Annotated in this window: 14 protein-coding genes and 1 riboswitch; of the genes, 9 read left to right on the plus strand and 5 right to left on the minus strand. The window is 52.9% G+C overall.

The features are described 5' to 3' along the window. Positions 1–137: 137 nt before the first annotated feature. Positions 138–2783: a phosphoenolpyruvate carboxylase gene (gene ppc / locus SC206_RS01805; RefSeq protein ID WP_332733596.1), complete on the minus strand. Its 2646-nt coding sequence runs from the start codon at positions 2781–2783 to the stop codon at positions 138–140. Between the two features lie 314 nt (positions 2784–3097). Further along, positions 3098–4249, minus strand: a complete 1152-nt coding sequence (argE, locus tag SC206_RS01810; RefSeq protein ID WP_332733598.1) for an acetylornithine deacetylase — start codon at positions 4247–4249, stop codon at positions 3098–3100. 273 nt (positions 4250–4522) lie between these two features. On the opposite strand from argE, the gene argC reads away from it, so the two are divergent. The 4 genes from argC (at position 4523) to argH (ending at position 9348) form a co-directional block, all read left to right on the plus strand. Then, complete coding sequence (gene argC / locus SC206_RS01815) at positions 4523–5527, plus strand: N-acetyl-gamma-glutamyl-phosphate reductase (RefSeq protein WP_332733600.1); 1005 nt, start codon at positions 4523–4525, stop codon at positions 5525–5527. A gap of 146 nt (positions 5528–5673) precedes the next feature. Then, positions 5674–6447, plus strand: coding sequence for an acetylglutamate kinase (gene argB, locus SC206_RS01820; protein ID WP_332733602.1), 774 nt, complete (start codon positions 5674–5676; stop codon positions 6445–6447). A gap of 199 nt (positions 6448–6646) precedes the next feature. Continuing rightward, the gene (locus SC206_RS01825; RefSeq protein WP_332733604.1) at positions 6647–7867 is read left to right on the plus strand and encodes an argininosuccinate synthase; all 1221 of its coding nucleotides are present in this window, start codon (positions 6647–6649) and stop codon (positions 7865–7867) included. Positions 7868–7974: 107 nt separating this feature from the next. Beyond that, positions 7975–9348: an argininosuccinate lyase gene (gene argH, locus SC206_RS01830; RefSeq protein ID WP_332733607.1), complete on the plus strand. Its 1374-nt coding sequence runs from the start codon at positions 7975–7977 to the stop codon at positions 9346–9348. A 114-nt stretch (positions 9349–9462) separates the two neighbouring features. Here the strand turns inward: argH and SC206_RS01835 are convergent, their stop codons facing one another. Next, complete coding sequence (locus tag SC206_RS01835) at positions 9463–10194, minus strand: glutathione peroxidase (RefSeq protein ID WP_332733609.1); 732 nt, start codon at positions 10192–10194, stop codon at positions 9463–9465. 158 nt (positions 10195–10352) lie between these two features. Between SC206_RS01835 and oxyR the strand changes: the two genes are divergently transcribed. Further along, positions 10353–11273 carry a DNA-binding transcriptional regulator OxyR gene (gene oxyR, locus SC206_RS01840; RefSeq protein WP_332733611.1) on the plus strand — a complete coding sequence of 307 codons (921 nt, stop codon included), beginning with the start codon at positions 10353–10355 and terminating at the stop codon, positions 11271–11273. On the opposite strand, the gene sthA is transcribed toward oxyR, so the two are convergent. Beyond that, entirely contained in the window at positions 11256–12656 is a 1401-nt protein-coding gene (gene sthA / locus SC206_RS01845) for a Si-specific NAD(P)(+) transhydrogenase (protein ID WP_332733613.1), read from the minus strand. The two genes, oxyR and sthA, sit on opposite strands and share 18 nt — an antisense overlap. 208 nt (positions 12657–12864) lie before the next feature. Here sthA and fabR point away from each other — a divergent pair, with 208 nt between their 5' ends. Further along, positions 12865–13521: an HTH-type transcriptional repressor FabR gene (fabR, locus tag SC206_RS01850; protein ID WP_332733614.1), complete on the plus strand. Its 657-nt coding sequence runs from the start codon at positions 12865–12867 to the stop codon at positions 13519–13521. Positions 13522–13648: 127 nt separating this feature from the next. After that, positions 13649–14008, plus strand: coding sequence for a YijD family membrane protein (locus tag SC206_RS01855; RefSeq protein ID WP_332733615.1), 360 nt, complete (start codon positions 13649–13651; stop codon positions 14006–14008). A gap of 142 nt (positions 14009–14150) precedes the next feature. Here SC206_RS01855 and trmA read toward each other — a convergent pair whose 3' ends face one another. Next, the gene (gene trmA / locus SC206_RS01860) at positions 14151–15257 is read right to left on the minus strand and encodes a tRNA (uridine(54)-C5)-methyltransferase TrmA (protein WP_332733617.1); all 1107 of its coding nucleotides are present in this window, start codon (positions 15255–15257) and stop codon (positions 14151–14153) included. Between the two features lie 152 nt (positions 15258–15409). Then, positions 15410–15672, plus strand: a riboswitch (cobalamin riboswitch). Positions 15673–15742: 70 nt separating this feature from the next. Here trmA and btuB point away from each other — a divergent pair. Then, positions 15743–17623 (plus strand): TonB-dependent vitamin B12 receptor BtuB, encoded by a 1881-nt coding sequence (btuB, locus tag SC206_RS01865; protein WP_332733619.1) that lies wholly within the window; start codon positions 15743–15745, stop codon positions 17621–17623. Next, the gene (murI, locus tag SC206_RS01870; protein ID WP_332733621.1) at positions 17568–18449 is read left to right on the plus strand and encodes a glutamate racemase; all 882 of its coding nucleotides are present in this window, start codon (positions 17568–17570) and stop codon (positions 18447–18449) included. The genes btuB and murI overlap by 56 nt, the downstream gene beginning before the upstream one ends. Positions 18450–18844: the final 395 nt, after the last annotated feature.

An 18844-nucleotide genomic window follows, 5' to 3' on the forward strand; every position in this document is an offset into this window, starting at 1 on the left:
GAAATGGGTTATCCATAAGATTTCGAGGGGTAGCAAGGCGGCGACCGAGTAAATCCCCGGGGACTTACACAGGTAAGTGACCGGGGTGCGCGAGGGAAGCCAGCGCCGCTACCGTTCGAAAGATGAAGGGTAAATAATTAGCCTGTGTTTCGCATGCCTGCGGCCACACCGGCGATGGTGACCATTAAGGCTTGTTCAACGCGGGCATCCAGTTCGCCTTGCTCTTCGAGCTGGCGCGAGCGGTGCAGCAGCTCGGCCTGCAGGACGTTTAGCGGATCGGTATAGACGTTGCGCAGCGCGATCGATTCGGCAATCCACGGCAGGTCGGCCATCAGGTGGTCATCGTTGGCGATAGCCAGCACCACTTTGATGTCGCTGCTCAGCTGGTCGCGCAACTGCTGGCCCAGCGGCCACAAATCTTTGCTCACCAGACGCTGATCGTAATACTCCGCCAGCCACAGGTCGGCCTTGGCGAATACCATCTCCAGCATGCCGATACGCGTCGAGAAGAACGGCCAGTCGCGACACATCGATTCGAGCACGTCACGCTTACCGGCATCCACCACGGCTTGCAAGCCGGCACCCGCGCCAAGCCAGGCGGGCAGCATCAGGCGGTTCTGCGTCCAGGCGAAGATCCACGGAATGGCGCGCAGGCTTTCAACGCCGCCGCTGGCTTTTCGCTTGGCCGGGCGCGAACCCAGAGGCAGTTTAGCCAGTTCCTGTTCCGGCGTTGCGGAGCGGAAGTAAGGCACGAAATCTTTGTTCTCGCGAACGTAACCGCGATACATCTTGCAGGAAACGTCGGAAAGCTGGTCCATCACCTCAACCCACGCGGCTTTCGGCTCTGGCGGCGGCAGCAGGTTGGCTTCGAGAATCGCGCCGGTATAGAGCGCGAGGCTGCTGATAGTGACTTCCGGCAAACCGTATTTAAAGCGGATCATTTCGCCCTGTTCGGTCACGCGCAGGCCGCCTTTCAGGCTGCCCGGTGGTTGTGACAGCAGTGCAGCGTGCGCCGGTGCGCCACCGCGACCAATAGAACCGCCGCGTCCATGGAACAGCGTCAGCAGCACGCCCGCTTTCTCGCAGGTCTTGATCAGCGCGTCCTGCGCGCGATACTGCGCCCACGAAGCCGCCATTACGCCCGCGTCTTTCGCGGAGTCGGAATAGCCAATCATCACCATCTGCTTGCCCTGAATAAAGCCGCGATACCAGTCGATGCTCAGCAGCTGCGTCATCACCGAATCGGCATTGTTCAGGTCATCCAGCGTCTCAAACAGCGGCGCAACCGGCATCGCAAACGGACAGCCGGCCTCTTTCAACAGCAGATGCACGGCCAATACGTCCGACGGCGTGCGCGCCATCGAAATCACGTAAGCCGCGATAGAACCTTCCGGCGCTTCGGCGGCAACCTGACAGGTATCCAGCACTTCTTTGGTTTCGGGGCTTGGCGTCCAGTTACGGGGCACCAGCGGACGCGCGGAGTTCAGCTCGCGGATCAGGAAAGCCTGCTTGTCGTTTTCAGACCAGCTTTCATAGTCACCCAGGCCGAGGAAACGGGTGATTTCGGCAATCGCATCGGTGTGACGGGTGCTTTCCTGACGAATATCGATTCGCACCAGCGGCACGCCGAAACAGCGCACGCGACGCAGCGTATCAAGCAGCTGGCCGTTGGCGATGATGCCCATATTGCAGGCCTGCAAAGATTGATAGCAGGCGTAAAGCGGGTCCCAAAGCTGGTCGTTGTTCACCAGCAAATCTTTCGGGCGCGGCGGCTTTTCGCCTTTCAAGCGCGCTTCAAGATAGGTTTGGGTAGAGAGCAGCTGAGTACGAATATTTTTCATGATGGTGCGATACGGCTCGACGACGTCTTCGCCGCCCGCCAGTTCGCGCAGTTCCGGCGTCGCTTCGGTCATCGACAGTTCGGAAATCAGCACGTGAATATCGCGCAGGAACAGGTCGGTCGCTTTCCAGCGGCTGAGCTGCAAAACGTGACGAGTAATCGCGGCGGTTACGTTCGGGTTGCCGTCGCGGTCGCCGCCCATCCAGGAGGTAAAGCGCACAGGCACGGCTTCGACCGGCATTTTATAGTCCAGCGAGGTTTCGAGCTGCTCGTTAAACTCGCGCAGGAAAGCCGGCACGCCTTCCCACAGGCTGTTTTCGACCACCGCAAAGCCCCATTTGGCTTCATCCACCGGCGTCGGGCGAATTTTACGGATTTCATCGGTGTGCCACGATTGAGCAATCAGCTGGCGCAAACGGCGCATAATCTGCTTGCGCTCGTAATCGGCCAAATCGTTGTGATCCAGCTGTTTCAGGCAGTTATTGATTTCGACAAGTTTGTGGATCAGGGTACGACGAGCAATTTCGGTCGGATGCGCGGTGAGAACCAGCTCGATAGAGAGCTGCTCAACGGCGTCGCGCAGCTGCTGATCGGAGAGGTTTTTTGACTTCAGACGCTCAATCAGCTGCGCCAGCGCTTCAGGATTGCTGGCCGCTTCGCCGTGCGGAGAAATGCTGTGATACTGCTCCGCGACGTTGGTCAGATTGAGAAACTGACTGAAAGCGCGCGCCACCGGCAGTAATTCGTCATTGGATAAATTTTGCAGCGTCGTCAGCAACTCTTGACGATCGGCTTCGTTACCCGCACGTGATGATTTGGAAAGTTTGCGGATTTTTTCAACGCGATCAAGGACCTGTTCTCCCAACGTGTCTTTAATCGTGTCGCCAAGCAGTTTACCCAACGTGCTGACATTACTTCGCATTGCGGAATATTGTTCGTTCATATTACCTCTGACCCGTTTCTTGTTTGATTTTTATGTTTTGTAAATAACTTTCACCCGTAAGGCGCTAACGCCTCTTTTCTCGCTGCCTTCATGGCAATTTTTAAACTGTCCAAATTTAGTACTGTAAGAACTTACCGTAAAAACCCCAATTTTCTCATTACAAAATGGCTGAATCGTGGAAAGTCGGTGAAATTTAATTACAGCCGGTAGGTTATTAGCCTGGCTAATCAGACGTTTTGTACAATATCAAAGGGCATCCGAAGATGCCCTTTTTAGTTACAATTTTTTAACAACGAAGCGGGTGATCGCCGCAATCAGTGATGGCAGAAGTGATGCACCACTTGAGTAATCAGCTCGCGCGTTGGCTTGATAAAGGCCATGTCGAGGAACTCATCGGGCTGGTGGGCCTGATCGATAGAACCCGGGCCAAGAACCAGCGTCGGGCACAGTTCCTGAATAAACGGCGCTTCGGTGCAGTAGTTGACGATTTCGGTTTCAGTGCCGAGCAGCTTTTCGACCACCTGAACCAGACGATGGTCCGGCGGACATTCGTAACCTGGAATCGGCGGATGCAACTGCTCAACTGTTACACGGCCCGGCCAGCGGCTGCTGACAGGTTCCAGCGCTTCGTTAAGCAATTCGTCCAAATCTGACAGCGTCAGGCCAGGAAGAGGGCGAATATCCATGTGCAGCTCGCAGCAGGCGCAAATACGGTTTGCCGCGTCGCCCCCGTTTATATGCCCGAAATTCATGGTCGGATAGGGAATGGCGAAGCCGCTGTGGTTGTAGCGCGTTTGCAGCGTCTTGCGCAGACCCATAAGTTGAGTGATCGATTCGTGCATCAGTTCGATGGCATTGACGCCTCGCGACGGGTCGCTGGAGTGACCCGACTGGCCGGTAATGCGAATCGCATTGGAAATATGGCCTTTGTGGGCACGCACCGGCTTGAGTGAGGTCGGCTCGCCGATGATGGCGCATTCCGGGCGAATCGATGACGTTTTGGCGAAGTAGCTCGCGCCGGCCATGGTGGTCTCTTCGTCGGCGGTGGCGAGAATATAGAGCGGCTTGGTCAGCGTGGCGGTATCGATGTCACGCAGCGCATCGACAATAAACGCAAAGAAACCTTTCATGTCGGCGGTGCCCAGACCGTAGAGCTTGTTTTCGTGTTCGGTCAGGGTAAACGGATCGCGCGTCCAGCGGCCATCGTCGAAAGGCACGGTATCGGTATGACCCGCCAGCAGCAGGCCGCCGGCCCCTTCACCAATGCTGGCCAGCATGTTGAATTTATTACGCGTATTGGGTACCGGCTGAATCTCGACCTTGAAGCCCAAATCGGTAAACCAGCCTGCCAGCAAATTGATTAGGGTTTCATTACTCTGATCCAGCGCGCTGTCGGTGGCGCTGATCGAAGGCGTGGCGATTAACGCACGGTATAGCTCAATAAAAGGAGGTAATTTCATCTTCACTGTTGACAGCCTTTGGTTAGGGTAATATAAATATTCATGCATTTAATGTGAATAAAAATACATTAAGCCGGTTCGTAAGAAAACCTCTAAATGACGCGGGTTTTCACTTATATTTCTCACTTATATTTCTCACTTATAAATAAGTACTTCTCTATTTATAAAGAGTACGACGAAATTTATAAGGAGTACGACGAACAGGCTGAATCTCGCGGGCTTCTGGCGTATTTAACGCAGTGAGCCCTCTATTTTTTGAAAAGAAGGTGAACTGAGCCCATGTTGAATACGCTGATTGTTGGTGCCACCGGTTATGCGGGAGCGGAACTCGCGCTCTATCTGAATCGTCACCCACATATGAACATAACCGGTTTAACGGTTTCAGCGCAAAGTGCAGATGCAGGAAAGTTGCTTTCCGATCTGCACCCGCAGTTGAAAGGGATTCTCGATCTGCCTGTTTTACCACTGGAAAACGTGGCCGAAGCAGCGAAAGGCGTCGACGTAGTATTTTTGGCCACCGCGCATGAAGTCAGCCACGATTTGGCCCCGCAATTCTTGGCCCTCGGTTGCACCGTTTTCGATCTCTCCGGCGCATTCCGCGTAAAAGAACCCGCGTTTTACACCCAATATTACGGTTTCGAGCATCAGCATCAGGACTGGCTGGACAAAGCCGTTTACGGGTTGGCCGAATGGCAGGCCGATAAACTGAAAGACGCGCAGCTGATCGCCGTGCCGGGCTGTTATCCAACCGCCGCGCAGCTGTCGATCAAACCGCTGCTGGAGAAAGGCCTGCTGAATCAGGATCAATGGCCGGTAATCAACGCGACCAGCGGCGTGAGTGGCGCAGGGCGTAAAGCCAGCCTCGGCACCAGTTTCTGTGAAGTCAGCCTGCAAGCTTATGGCGTGTTCAATCACCGTCATCATCCAGAAATCTCTACCCATCTCGGCACGCCGGTCATTTTCACCCCGCATTTGGGCAGTTTCCCGCGCGGTATTTTGTCGACGACCACCTGTCGCCTGAAGCCGGGCGTGAGCGCCGAACAGGTTGCTGAAGCCTTCCAGAGTGCTTATCACGACAAACCGATGGTGCGTTTGTACGATAAAGGCATGCCAGCGCTGAAAAACGTGGTCGGCCTGCCATTCTGTGACATTGGTTATGCAGTACAGGGCGAGCACGTCATTATCGTCGCTGCCGAAGATAACCTGCTGAAAGGCGCTTCTGCCCAAGCCGTTCAGTGTTTAAACCTCAGATTTGGTTTCCCTGAGTCTACCTCGCTGATATAATAAATTGCATAAAACGGCATTAAATGTGAAAATTCATTCATTGCCGAATAAGACAAATCACCGCCCCGCAATCGTTTCTTCATCGACTCGGGGATGGTAAATTAGAAGCAACTTCACGAATTCCGAATCCGATAGGTGTGAACAGCATGAATCCATTGGTCATTAAATTAGGCGGCGTGTTACTCGACAACGAAGAAGCGCTTGAGCGTCTGTTCATGGCGTTGGTCGCCTATCGTCAGGAATTTCAACGGCCTTTGGTGATCGTTCACGGCGGCGGCTATCTGGTCGATGACCTGATGAACCGTCTTAACTTGCCGGTAGTCAAAAAGTCGGGCCTGCGCGTGACGCCAGCCGACCAGATTGACATCATTACCGGCGCGCTGGCCGGAAGCGCCAACAAGACGCTGCTCTCGTGGGCGGTGAAGAACAATATTAATGCGGTAGGCCTGTCGCTGGCCGACGGCGGTTCCGTTCGCGTTACGCAGCTGAATGAAGAGTTGGGCTTTGTGGGTAAAGCCGAAGCCGGTTCGCCAGCGCTTATCAACACGCTGACTTCTGCGGGTTACTTGCCTATCGTCAGCTCTATCGGCATTACCGCCGACGGCGCGCTGATGAATGTCAACGCCGATCAGGCCGCGACCGCGCTGGCCGCCACGCTGGGTGCCGATCTGATTCTGCTGTCTGACGTCAGCGGAATTCTTGACGGTCAGGGTCAACGCGTACCGGAAATGAGTGCCGAAAAAGCGCAGGAAATGATCGAGCAGGGCATCATCACCGACGGCATGATAGTGAAAGTTAATGCCGCGCTGGACGCCGCCCGTTCGCTGGGTCGCCCGGTAGATATCGCCAGCTGGCGTAATGCCGAACAGCTTCCTGCTCTCTTTAACGGGATTTCTACCGGCACTCGAATTACCGCATAAATTACCTGTCGTTCTTGGAGCCGCAGCGGCGTTCGCTACGCTCGCTAACCCGAATCACTTACCTATGTAAGCTCATCGGGATTATCGAACTTGCTGCCTTGCTGCCGCACCAATTACTCGGGTAATAATAAGTTTTAAGAATTTAATAAATCGCGGCGTTAAAGACGTCGATGAATCAAATATCTTTAAGGAAATTATCATGGCAGCAACACAAGGCATCAGCAAAATCGTTCTGGCTTACTCGGGCGGTCTGGATACTTCGGCGATCATTCCGTGGCTGAAAGAGAACTACGGTAACTGTGAAGTGGTGGCGTTCGTGGCCAACATTGGTCAGGATCAGGCAGATCTGGAAGGCATCGAGCAGAAAGCTCTGGATACCGGCGCGTCTGAGTGTCACGTTGTCGACCTGCGTGAAGAGTTCATCAAAGACTACGTTTACCCGGTTCTGAAAAGCGGCGCGCTGTACGAAGGTACTTACCTGCTGGGCACCTCAATGGCGCGTCCATTGATCGCTAAAGCACAGGTTGAGCTGGCGCTGAAAGTTGGTGCAGATGCCGTTTGCCACGGTGCGACCGGTAAAGGTAACGACCAGGTTCGTTTCGAAACGACCTACACCGCGCTGGCTCCACAGCTGAAAGTGGTTGCGCCATGGCGTGAGTGGGACCTGCGTTCCCGTGAAGCGCTGCTGGATTACCTGAAAGAGCGTAATATCAAAACCACCGCTTCTTTAGAAAAAATCTACAGCCGTGACGAAAATGCGTGGCACATCTCTACCGAAGGCGGCGTGCTGGAAAGCCCTTGGAATGCACCAAATAAAGATTGCTGGGCCTGGACCGTTGCACCTGAAGATGCGCCAGACGAAGCCGAGCTGGTGACCATCAAGGTCGAGAAAGGCGAAATCACTGCGGTTAACGGCGAAGCGCTGAGCCCGTTCAAGTGTCTGGAAGCGTTGAACAATCTAGGCGTTAAGCACGGGGTGGGTCGTATCGACATCGTCGAAAACCGTCTGGTCGGCATCAAGTCTCGCGGTTGCTACGAAACCCCGGGCGGCACCATCATGATGGCAGCACTGCGCGGCGTTGAGCAGCTGGTTCTGGATCGTGACAGCTTCAAATGGCGTGAGCAGCTGGGTCAGGAAATGTCCTACGTGGTTTACGATGGCCGCTGGTTCGCGCCACTGCGTGAGTCTATTCAGGCTGCTGCCGATTCACTGGCGCAGGACGTGAATGGCGAAGTTGTGGTTAAGCTGTACAAAGGCACCGCGACGGCAATCCAGAAAAAATCGCCTAACAGCATGTATTCCGAAGAGTTTGCGACCTTTGGTGAAGACGAAGTTTACGACCACAGCCACGCTGGCGGCTTCATTCGTCTGTTCTCACTCTCTTCACGCATCCGTGCTTTGAACGCTGCCAAGAAGTAAGCAGCCTTTTTGCACTACGCGTTACATCAAGCGTGCGAGGCAGCTCGCACGCTTGAAACATCGTTCTAGGTATCACTTTTCAAGCAAGCAAAGTCGGGAGCATTATCATGGCATTATGGGGCGGACGCTTTAGTCAGGCAGCAGATCAGCGTTTTAAAGAACTGAATGATTCACTGCGTTTTGACTATCGATTGGCAGAGCAGGATATCGTGGGCTCGGTCGCCTGGTCGAAAGCGCTGGTTACCGTTAATGTACTGACCGCGGAAGAGCAGCAGCAGCTGGAAGGCGCGCTGAACATTCTGCTGGAAGAGGTGCGTGCCAATCCTCGCGCGATTGTTGAAAGTGATGCCGAAGACATTCACAGCTGGGTCGAGCTGAAGCTTATCGATAAAGTCGGTAACCTCGGCAAAAAGCTGCATACCGGACGCAGCCGTAATGATCAGGTCGCGACCGACATTAAACTCTGGTGTAAGGCGCAGGTCATTGATTTGCAGCTTGCCCTCAAACATTTACAGCTCGCGCTGGTTGAGACTGCCGAAGCCAATCAAGACGCCGTCATGCCGGGTTACACTCACCTGCAACGTGCGCAGCCGGTGACTTTTGCTCACTGGTGTCTGGCGTATGTCGAAATGCTGGCGCGTGATGAAAGCCGTTTACAAGATACCTTGACCCGCCTCGACGTGAGCCCGCTGGGCAGCGGCGCACTGGCCGGTACCGCGTATCCCATCGATCGCGAACAGCTGGCCGGCTGGTTGGGCTTTGCTTCGGCAACCCGCAACAGCCTCGATAGCGTTTCCGACCGTGACCACATTGTCGAGCTGATGTTTAACGCCTCGATGAGCATGGTTCACCTGTCGCGTTTCGCCGAAGATCTGATTTTCTTCAATACCGGCGAAGCAGGCTTTATCGATTTGTCCGATCGCGTGACTTCCGGCTCTTCGCTGATGCCGCAGAAGAAAAACCCCGATGCGCTCGAGCTGATTCGCGGTAAGTGTGGTCGTGTACAGGGCGCGCTGACCGGCATGATGATGACCCTGAAAGGTCTGCCGTTGGCGTACAACAAAGACATGCAGGAAGATAAAGAAGGGCTGTTTGACGCGCTCGACACCTGGATGGACTGCATTCAAATGTCCGTGTTGGTACTCGACGGCATTCAGGTTAAACGTCCGCGCTGTAAAGAAGCGGCCGAGCAGGGTTATGCAAACTCCACCGAGCTGGCCGATTATCTAGTCGCGAAAGGCGTGCCGTTCCGCGAAGCGCACCACATTGTTGGCGAAGCCGTGGTTGAAGCTATCCGTCAGGGTAAAGCGCTCGAAGCCTTGCCGCTGGCCGATTTGCAGAAATTCAGCAGCACCATCGGCGATGACGTTTACGCGATTCTGGCGTTGCAGTCCTGCCTCGATAAACGTAATGCAAAAGGCGGCGTAGCGCCCGAGCAGGTTGCGCTGGCTATCCGCGAAGCCAAGGCGCGTCTGGCCTAAAAGTTTTTATAGGTGAAAAGCCTAAATGAAAAAAGCGGGCCAAAAGGCCCGCTAAACGTTCATACACTACTTTCTTTCTAATTAGACGTTCTGATTCTTGTCAACCTGAAGCTATCAGGCGGCAAAGAACTGTTCCAGATCGTCGCTTCCCCCGATGTGGCGACCACCGATGAACACCTGCGGCACCGTTGCGCGGCCACTTACCGCACGCAGGCTGACAGTTGTCGCATCTTTACCCAACACAACTTCTTCATACTGAATGCCACGTTCTTGCAGCATTTGCTTAGCTTTGGCGCAGAAAGGACAGCCCGGCTTGGTGAAGACCGATACGGATTCCTGCACGCGATATTCTGGAGCCAGATACTTGAGCATGGTGTCGGCATCTGACACTTCAAACGGGTCGCCCGGCTTGTTTGGCTCGACGAACATTTTCTCTACCACGCCGTTACGCACCAGCATGGAATAACGCCATGAACGTGGACCAAAGCCCAAATCGGCTTTCTCGACCAGCATGTCCATGCCTTTGGTGAACTCGCCGTTACCGTCTGGAATGAAATTAATGTTGGCGGCGTTTTGCTCGGCCTTCCACGCGTTCATCACAAAGGTATCGTTGACGGAGACACACAAAATGCTGTCGACGCCATGTTGTTTAAAGACGCTAGCCAGCTCGTTGTAACGCGGCAGATGGCTTGAAGAACAGGTTGGTGTAAACGCGCCAGGCAGTGAAAACACGATCACGGTTTTATTTTTAAACAGGTCATCGGTCGTGGTATCAATCCACTGATCGCCTTGACGAGTATGGAAAGTAACTTGTGGTACGGTTTTTCCTTCACGGCTTGAAAACATGCATAACCTCTTCGTTGATATTCGTTTGAAACTCAATCTTAGGCGTTGCCTTTCGATGGGAGACATTATTCATTAATAATCTTGATAGATATAATCGTTGATTGCTATCTTATCTATCGCTATCGTCTATCGCATTAAGGTTCGTTAAGGGAGAAAGTATGAATATCCGTGATTTGGAATATCTGGTCGCGTTGGCCGAATTCCGTCATTTTCGTCGCGCCGCAGATTCCTGCCACGTCAGCCAACCTACGCTTAGCGGACAGATTCGCAAACTCGAAGATGAGTTGGGCGTGATGCTGCTGGAAAGAACCAGCCGCAAGGTGTTGTTCACGCAGGCCGGATTATTGCTGGTGGATCAAGCACGTACCGTATTACGCGAAGTCAAGGTTCTGAAGGAGATGGCGAGTCAGCAGGGCGAAGCGATGTCCGGCCCGCTGCACATCGGGCTTATTCCAACCGTCGGACCTTACTTGCTGCCACAGATTATTCCCTCTCTGCATAAAACGTTTCCGAAACTGGAAATGTATCTGCACGAAGCGCAGACCCAGCAGCTGTTGGCGCAGCTCGACAGCGGCAAACTGGACTGTGCGATCCTTGCATTGGTAAAAGAGAGTGAAGCATTTATTGAAGTGCCGCTGTTTGACGAGCCGATGAAGCTGGCCGTTTATGACGATCATCCGTGGGCCTCGCTGGACCGCGTGCCGATGTCAGAGTTAGCGGGAGAGAAGCTGCTGATGCTGGAAGATGGCCATTGTCTGCGCGATCAGGCGCTGGGTTTCTGCTTCCAGGCTGGCGCTGACGAAGACACGCATTTCCGCGCGACTAGTTTGGAAACGTTGAGAAATATGGTCGCCGCAGGCAGCGGAATTACCCTGCTGCCTTCCCTGGCCGTGCCTCAAGAGCGCAGCCGCGACGGTGTGACCTATTTAGCCTGTGATAAACCGGTACCGAAGCGCACCATTGCTCTGGTTTATCGCCCCGGTTCGCCGCTGCGTGGCCGTTATGAACAGCTGGCAGAAGCGATTAAAACCCACATGCAAACTTACATGGATGCGCGGGCGTTAAAAAAGCCGGTTTAATCCGTTAAGTGCCGCCACGCGATAGGCTTCGGCCATTGTTGGATAGTTAAAGGTCGTGTTAACGAAATACTCGATGGTATTTCCGGCGCCTTTCTGTTCCATGATGGCCTGTCCGATATGAATAATCTCGGCGGCGCGTTCCCCAAAGCAGTGAATACCCAAAATTTCTTTGGTTTCTCTATGGAACAGCAGCTTCAGGCTACCGACGTTCATGCCCGCGATTTGCGCACGCGCCAAATGCTTGAACTGCGCGCGACCCACCTCGTAAGGCACCTTCATCGCCGTTAATTCCTGCTCGGTTTTACCCACGGAACTAATCTCCGGAATGGTGTAAATGCCGGTCGGAATATTTTCGATCAGTCGGACTTTGGTTTCGCCCTGAATCATCGCCTGCGCGGCAATTCGGCCCTGATCGTACGCGGCAGACGCCAAACTCGGATAACCGACCACGTCGCCTACGGCATAAATATGCGGCAGGGCGGTTTGATACATGCTGTTTACCTTGAGCAAACCGCGGCTGTCCGCTTCGAGGCCAATCTTGTCGAGACCCAGAGAATCGGTATTACCGGTGCGTCCGTTGGCATACAGCAGCGCGTCGGCCTTCAGCTTTTTCCCCGATTTCAGGTGCATGATCACGCCATCGTCGACGCCTTCGATTCGCTCGAACTCTTCGTTGTGACGAATGACCACGCCGTTGTTCCAGAAGTGATATGAGAGCGAGTCTGACATCTCCTGGTCCAGGAACGACAGCAGGCGATCGCGGGTGTTGATAAGGTCTACTTTAACGTTAAGGCCACGGAAGATAGACGCGTACTCACAGCCGATGACGCCCGCGCCATAAATAATGACGTGACGAGGTTCGTGTTCAAGGCCGAGGATAAGATCGCTGTCGTAAATGCGCGGATGGGTAAAGTCGACGGTCGCAGGGCGATAAGGCCGCGAACCGCAGGCGATCACGATGTGTTCGGCGGTAACAAAGTCTTGAGAACCGTCGGCATAGGTGACCGAAATAGTGTTAGCATCGACAAAGCTGGCATCACCGGCAAACAGTTTGCACTGGTTACGCTCGTAGAAGCCTTCTCGCATGCGGGTTTGCTGATTAATTACCGTGTCGGCGTGGCGCAGAATATCAGGGAAGGTCGAGCTTAAGGCTCGGGAACCGTCGCTGTAGAGCGGATTCTGGTTGAACTCGATAATTCTGCTGACCGCGTGGCGCAGGGCTTTTGAAGGAATAGTGCCCCAATGCGTACAGCCGCCACCGACGTTGTTATAGCGTTCAATCACGGCAACTCTGGAGCCTTGTTTCACCAATCCCATCGACGCGCCTTCACCGCCGGGGCCGGAACCAATTATGATGGCATCAAAATGATAATTCTGTTGCATGGATGAGGAACCTATATTTATACAAAGTCATAACGAGAATGTAACATCATAGACCTAATTTCCAACCGGCCGGTTGTCTATTCGTGGGAATGTTGCAACATTCAGAAGAACTTTATGCTGAAGTTAGTATAACGGTCGTTGTGAAAAAATTTGGTATAGTGACGTAAATTCAGGCGAATGAGTAAGTAGACACTATCGGATGAAGGTTATGGGCGTAAGAGCACAACAAAAAGAGCGTACACGCCGCTCGCTGATAGAGGCAGCCTTTAGCCAACTCAGCGCTGAGCGCAGTTTCGCCAGTTTAAGCCTGCGTGAAGTTTCTCGCGAAGCGGGCATCGCACCCACCTCTTTTTATCGACATTTTCGTGATGTCGATGAGCTCGGGCTGACGATGGTGGATGAAAGTGGTCTGATGCTGCGTCAATTGATGCGTCAGGCACGGCAGCGTATTGCCAAAGGTGGCAGCGTCATCCGCACGTCCGTTTCAACCTTCATGGAATTTATCGGTAACAATCCCAACGCCTTCCGTTTGCTGTTGCGTGAACGTTCGGGCACTTCCGCCGCGTTTCGTGCCGCCGTTGCCCGTGAAATCCAGCATTTCATCGCGGAACTTGCCGACTATTTACAACTCGAAAATCACATGCCGCGCAGCTTTACCGAAGCGCAGGCCGAAGCAATGGTAATTATTGTGTTCAACGCCGGTGCAGAAGCGCTGGATGTCGATATCGCCCAGCGTCGCCAGCTTGAAGAGCGCCTGGTGTTGCAGCTGCGGATGATTTCCAAAGGGGCCTATTATTGGTATCGCCGCCAGCAAGAGAGAACGGCTGACACATCAGTTAACGATGAGACTATCCCCAGCGACTAAAAGTTGTGGCAAGCTCTTTCGTTAATGACGAGCTTTTTAGTTAATGACAAACTTTTAGTTAATGAAGAGTTAATCAGGTAGCCCGTGCTGCCGTCGCTCACTGTGCTAAGGATAAAAGGAGTAAAAGATGACAGAACAACCACGCCAGGATAATGGCACCCTGGTCCTGGCTCTGGTTGCCGGATTATCGATTAACGGTGCCTTTGATGCCCTATTCAGCTCCGTTGTCGCGTTTTCCGTGTTCCCGATTATTTCGTTGGTGCTGGCAGTTTACTGTTTGCACGTGCGCTATCAAAAATGCGAAATGCCGCTTGGCATGCCAAAGTTGGCCGCCGCCTGTTTTGTGTTGGGTTTACTGCTTTACAGCACTATCGTTCGCGCGGAATATCCGCAGCTTGGCTCCAACTTCCTGCCGTCGGTCATTTGCGTCGTGCTAGTGTTCTGGATTGCCTATCGAATGAAAAAGCGTAAAGAAAATCGGACCTGATAGGTTTTCGAATAGCGATGCCATTTGAGCAACTAAGACGTTTGAAGAGCGACAGTTTGAAAAGCAACAGTTTGAAGAGTCATAAATAGAAAAGGGCAGCTTGCGGGCTGCCCTTTTTCATTTTCATTTGAAAGCAAATCAGTTACGCATCAAGGCGTTCGAGCAGGACACCGCATTCCATATGATGGGTATAAGGGAACTGATCGAACAGCGCCAGGCGTGTCACGCGATGCGTGTGCTGCAAGGTTTCAAGATTGGCGCACAGCGTTTCCGGATTACAGGAGATATAAAGGATGCGCGAATAACCCTGAACCAGCTTGACGGTGTCGTCGTCGAGGCCACTGCGCGGCGGATCGACAAAAATGGTTTCACACTGATAGCTTTTTAAATCCACGCCTTCCAGACGGCGGAATTCACGCACGCCATTCATCGCTTGAGTAAAGTCCTCAGCCGCCATACGAATAATCTGGACGTTATCCATCTTGTTTGCGGCGATATTAAACTGCGCGGCGGCGACGGAAGGTTTGGCAATTTCGGTGGCTAAAACGCGGTTAAAATTACGCGCCAGCGCCACGGAGAAATTACCGTTTCCGCAATACAGCTCCAGCAAATCGCCCGTTGAACCTTCGGTGACTTCCAGCGCCCATTCAAGCATATGAATGTTCATGGCGGCGTTCGGCTGGGTAAAACTGTTTTCAACCTGACGATAAATCATCTCGCGGCCTGCCACCGGCAGCACCTCGTCGATGTAATCCTGATCGAGCATGATTTTAGTTTTGGCGGCGCGGCCAATCAGCTGAATGTCAAAACCGTCCTGACGCAATTGGTCGCGCAGGGCAGTGGCAGCCTGCTGCCAGACGTCGTCGAGCTTACGGTGATAAAGCAAAGAGGCGATAATTTTGCCGCTGCGCGTTGAAAGATAATCAATCTGGAACAGCTTGTGGCGCAGTGCAGGCTCAACCTTTACGGCTTCAAGCAGCACGGGCATCAGTCGGTTGATCAGTTCACTTGCAGCAGGAAATTGATCGACGCGGATCCGCGCCTTGGTCTGCTGATCGAACATAATGTGGTACAGATCGCCTTCGTCATGCCAAACGCGGAACTCGGCGCGCATACGATAGTGGCTGACAGGGGAACGGAAAACTTCGGCCGCCGGCGCATTAAATGGCGACATTAGCGCCGTGAGACGGGCGGTCTTTTCCGCCAGTTGGTCGTCGTACTGTTCAATGGGCAGGTTTTCTGGCGTCATTTCTCTTCTCGTCTTACGTCTTGTCAGTGGGCGAACGTTGCGGATTGTGGTGCATTTTGCCCGCTGATTGTAGGGAATGTGCTGATGATGTCCAGTTTTGTCGTATTTAGTTTGCCGGAGCGAAGCGGAAGTCTAGATTTCCAAATGGGTTGATCGTAGGATTCATCCTAGGCCTCCAACGTTGAGTTAAAAGGGAATCCGGTGTGAATCCGGAGCTGTCGCGCAGCGGTATGGGGAAAGCACGGCGTACCCATTATTACTTTTCCTCCTTTTATAGTAATAATGAAAACACTGTCCTTCTTTTATAAGAGATAAGGATGGGAAGTTTACGCCCGGTGTTATGTAGCTTAAATCAGCGTGTTTAGGTCAATAACAACTCCCAAGCCCGAAGACCTGCCTGAAATCCGTCGCATTTTTCATTATCGTCGCGAATAACGATGATGATTTTCTGCGGCATCCTTAATTAGGTTTGGATGCGCGTTGATATGACAATTAAAAAGCATGCGCTGCTGACGGTTCTTTCCGTCACGGCATTTTCCGGCTGGGCGCAAGAGAGTAATTCACAGATAAATAACGATTCCAAAGCAGGCGATAATAGCGATCAGCTGGTGGTCACGGCGAACCGTTTTCCACAGCCCGTTTCTACCGTATTGGCACCGACCACGGTCGTAACCCGTCAGCAAATAGATTTATGGCAATCTAAAAGTTTGATTGACGTAATGCGCCGTCTTCCCGGCGTCGATATTGCGCAGAATGGCGGCCTGGGTCAGCAAAGCTCGCTGTTTATTCGGGGCACAAACTCCAGCCACGTTTTAATACTGATCGACGGTATTCGTTTAAATCAGGCGGGCGTGTCGGGCTCGTCCGATTTAAGCCAGATCCCTATTTCGCTGGTGCAGAGAATTGAATACGTTCGCGGGCCATCTTCCGCCGTTTACGGTTCAGATGCCATCGGCGGCGTGGTTAACATTATTACCACTCGCGACAAGAACGGCACCACGTTGAGCGCGGGTGTAGGCTCCGACGGTTATCAGTCTTACGACGCCTCCACTCAGCAGCAGCTGGGCGACGATACCGTCGGAACGCTGGCCGGTAATTATACTTATACCCACGGCTACGATGTAGTGGCCGACGGCAATACGGGCGCTCAGTCGCAGCAGGACCGCGACGGTTTCATGAGCAAAACGTTATACGGCTCTATCCTGCATAACTTTAATGACAATATTAGCGGCTTTATTCGTGGCTACGGTTTCGATAACCGCACGGCTTACGACGGCTATTATTCTCCGGGCAGTGCGTTACTGGATACCCAACAGCTCTATAGCCAAACGTGGGATACGGGTCTGCGTTATAACGAGGGTATTTATGCCACTCAGTTAATTGGTAGCTATAGCCATACCAAGACCTATAACTATGACCCGCGTTATGGCCGCTATGATTCCTCCGCCACGCTCGATGACATCGACCAATATAACGTGCAGTGGGGCAATACCTTGCAGGCATGGCACGGTACGGTCAGTGGAGGGCTGGACTGGCAGAAACAGACGACCGAACCGGGCACTAATTATCTGACCGAAGGTTACGAGCAGCGTAATACCGGCGTTTATGCCACCACGCAGCAGCTGTTTGGTCCGGTAACGGTGGAAGGCGCGGTGCGCAGCGACGATAACTCGCAGTTTGGTCAGCACACGACGTGGCAAAGCAGCGCGGCTTACGAATTTATCGACGGCTATCGTTTTATCGCTTCATACGGTACGGCCTACAAAGCCCCTAATCTGGGACAGGTTTACAGCGCGTACTACGGTAATCCAAATCTGCGTCCCGAAGAGAGCAAGCAGTGGGAAGGCGCTTTCGAAGGATTAACGGGGCCGGTCACGTGGCGAGTAGGAGGTTATAAGAACGAAATTGATAACCTGATTGATAGCGATCCGAACACTTATCGTTACTACAATATCGGTGAAGCGAAAATCAAGGGCGTGGAGGCAACGGCGTCATTCGAAACGGGTCCGTTGAGCCATCAGCTTTCATATGATTATGTTGATGCTCGCGATGCCGAAACCAATGACCCGCTGCTACGCCGTGCCAAACAGCAGGTTAAATATGAGCTGGACTGGCAGATTGCCCAAATCGACTGGGCCGTGACCTATCATTATCTCGGCCAGCGCTATGATACTGATTACAATACTTACCAGAGAGTGAAGCTGGGCGGCGTGAGCCTGTGGGATCTTGCTGCTGCTTATCCCGTTACATCTCGCCTGACGGTTCGTGGTAGAATTGCCAACCTCCTTAATAAAGATTATGAGACGGTTTATGGCTACGAAACCCCAGGACGCCAGTACTACCTTTCTGGAAGCTATACCTTCTGATAGCGCAGTAGTCCCGGCTCGCCCGACGGCGCTGGTATTTGACTCAGGCGTCGGCGGGTTATCGGTTTATCATGAAGTCCGGCAGCTATTGCCGGACTTACACTATATATACGCATTCGATAACGTTGCATTTCCGTATGGCGAGAAATCGGAAGCGTTTATCGTTGAGCGGGTGCTGGACATTGTCAGCGCCGTGGCCCGTCGTCATCCCCTTTCTATTATTATCATCGCCTGCAACACGGCGAGCACCGTTTCGCTTCCTGCATTACGCGCCCGTTTTAGTTGTCCCGTTGTGGGCGTCGTGCCTGCCATCAAGCCGGCGGCTAAACTGACGCGTAACGGCATTGTAGGATTACTGGCGACCCGAGCGACCGTTCAGCGTCCTTATACTCATGACCTGATTGCGCGTTTTGCCACTGACTGCAAGATTCAGCTGTTAGGATCGGCCGAGCTGGTGGAATTGGCAGAGGCAAAGTTGCAGGGTGAAGAGGTTTCGCTGCCTCTATTAAAGAAGATTTTGCATCCTTGGCTCAAATTGCGCGAGCCGCCAGACACTGTGGTGCTCGGATGCACCCATTTTCCGCTGCTAAGTGAAGAGTTGTCGCAGGTTTTGCCGGACGGAACGCGACTTATTGACTCCGGATCGGCCATTGCGCGTCGTGCACACTGGTTAATTGAGACCGCTTTTACTTCTTTACCGGAAAAAAAGGCGGATACGGAAATAGAAAGCATCGCCTATTGCATGAAGCTCGACGAACAAGCCGCAGGGTTGCTGGCTGTTTTGCAGGCGTATGGCTTCAAAAGTATCCAGCAATTGGCGCTTTAAACACCTTTTGATTAAACATTCAGCGGTCAGAAAAGTTTTTTCAAAAAAGGGGTTGCGGCCTTCCGAGAACTCCCTATAATGCGCCTCCACTGACCGGGAACAACGACTCCTCTAACGAGAACCAAGTCGCCGGGTCGGGAAGAGAAAAAGAAAGATTCGAAAGAAAAACTCTTGACTCTTCAGCGGGAAAGCGTATTATGCACCTCCCGCGCCGCATAAGATTCATTGCGAACAGCGGCACTGCTCTTTAACAATTTATCAGACAATCTGTGTGGGCACTCACAAGACGATATCAGCCACCTCGGTGGCAAAAAATATCAAGTCTTAGAGTGACCAAGCAGTAATTCATTATGAATGATGTGAAGTAACTTTGAGCATCGCTGAACTTGTTTCAG

Source organism: Rouxiella sp. T17, from assembly GCF_036663475.1.
Lineage (GTDB): Bacteria > Pseudomonadota > Gammaproteobacteria > Enterobacterales > Enterobacteriaceae > Rouxiella.

Excerpts from the sequence above, each read along its gene's own strand:
- trmA (WP_332733617.1), bottom strand. The coding sequence starts at position 15,257 with ATGACGCCAGAAAACCTGCCCATTGAACAGTACGACGACCAACTGGCG.
- SC206_RS01835 (WP_332733609.1), bottom strand. The coding sequence starts at position 10,194 with ATGTTTTCAAGCCGTGAAGGAAAAACCGTACCACAAGTTACTTTCCAT.
- argC (WP_332733600.1), top strand. The coding sequence starts at position 4,523 with ATGTTGAATACGCTGATTGTTGGTGCCACCGGTTATGCGGGAGCGGAA.
- murI (WP_332733621.1), top strand. The coding sequence starts at position 17,568 with ATGGCTACGAAACCCCAGGACGCCAGTACTACCTTTCTGGAAGCTATA.
- SC206_RS01855 (WP_332733615.1), top strand. The coding sequence starts at position 13,649 with ATGACAGAACAACCACGCCAGGATAATGGCACCCTGGTCCTGGCTCTG.
- SC206_RS01825 (WP_332733604.1), top strand. The coding sequence starts at position 6,647 with ATGGCAGCAACACAAGGCATCAGCAAAATCGTTCTGGCTTACTCGGGC.
- fabR (WP_332733614.1), top strand. The coding sequence starts at position 12,865 with ATGGGCGTAAGAGCACAACAAAAAGAGCGTACACGCCGCTCGCTGATA.
- sthA (WP_332733613.1), bottom strand. The coding sequence starts at position 12,656 with ATGCAACAGAATTATCATTTTGATGCCATCATAATTGGTTCCGGCCCC.
- oxyR (WP_332733611.1), top strand. The coding sequence starts at position 10,353 with ATGAATATCCGTGATTTGGAATATCTGGTCGCGTTGGCCGAATTCCGT.
- argH (WP_332733607.1), top strand. The coding sequence starts at position 7,975 with ATGGCATTATGGGGCGGACGCTTTAGTCAGGCAGCAGATCAGCGTTTT.
- btuB (WP_332733619.1), top strand. The coding sequence starts at position 15,743 with ATGACAATTAAAAAGCATGCGCTGCTGACGGTTCTTTCCGTCACGGCA.
- argB (WP_332733602.1), top strand. The coding sequence starts at position 5,674 with ATGAATCCATTGGTCATTAAATTAGGCGGCGTGTTACTCGACAACGAA.
- ppc (WP_332733596.1), bottom strand. The coding sequence starts at position 2,783 with ATGAACGAACAATATTCCGCAATGCGAAGTAATGTCAGCACGTTGGGT.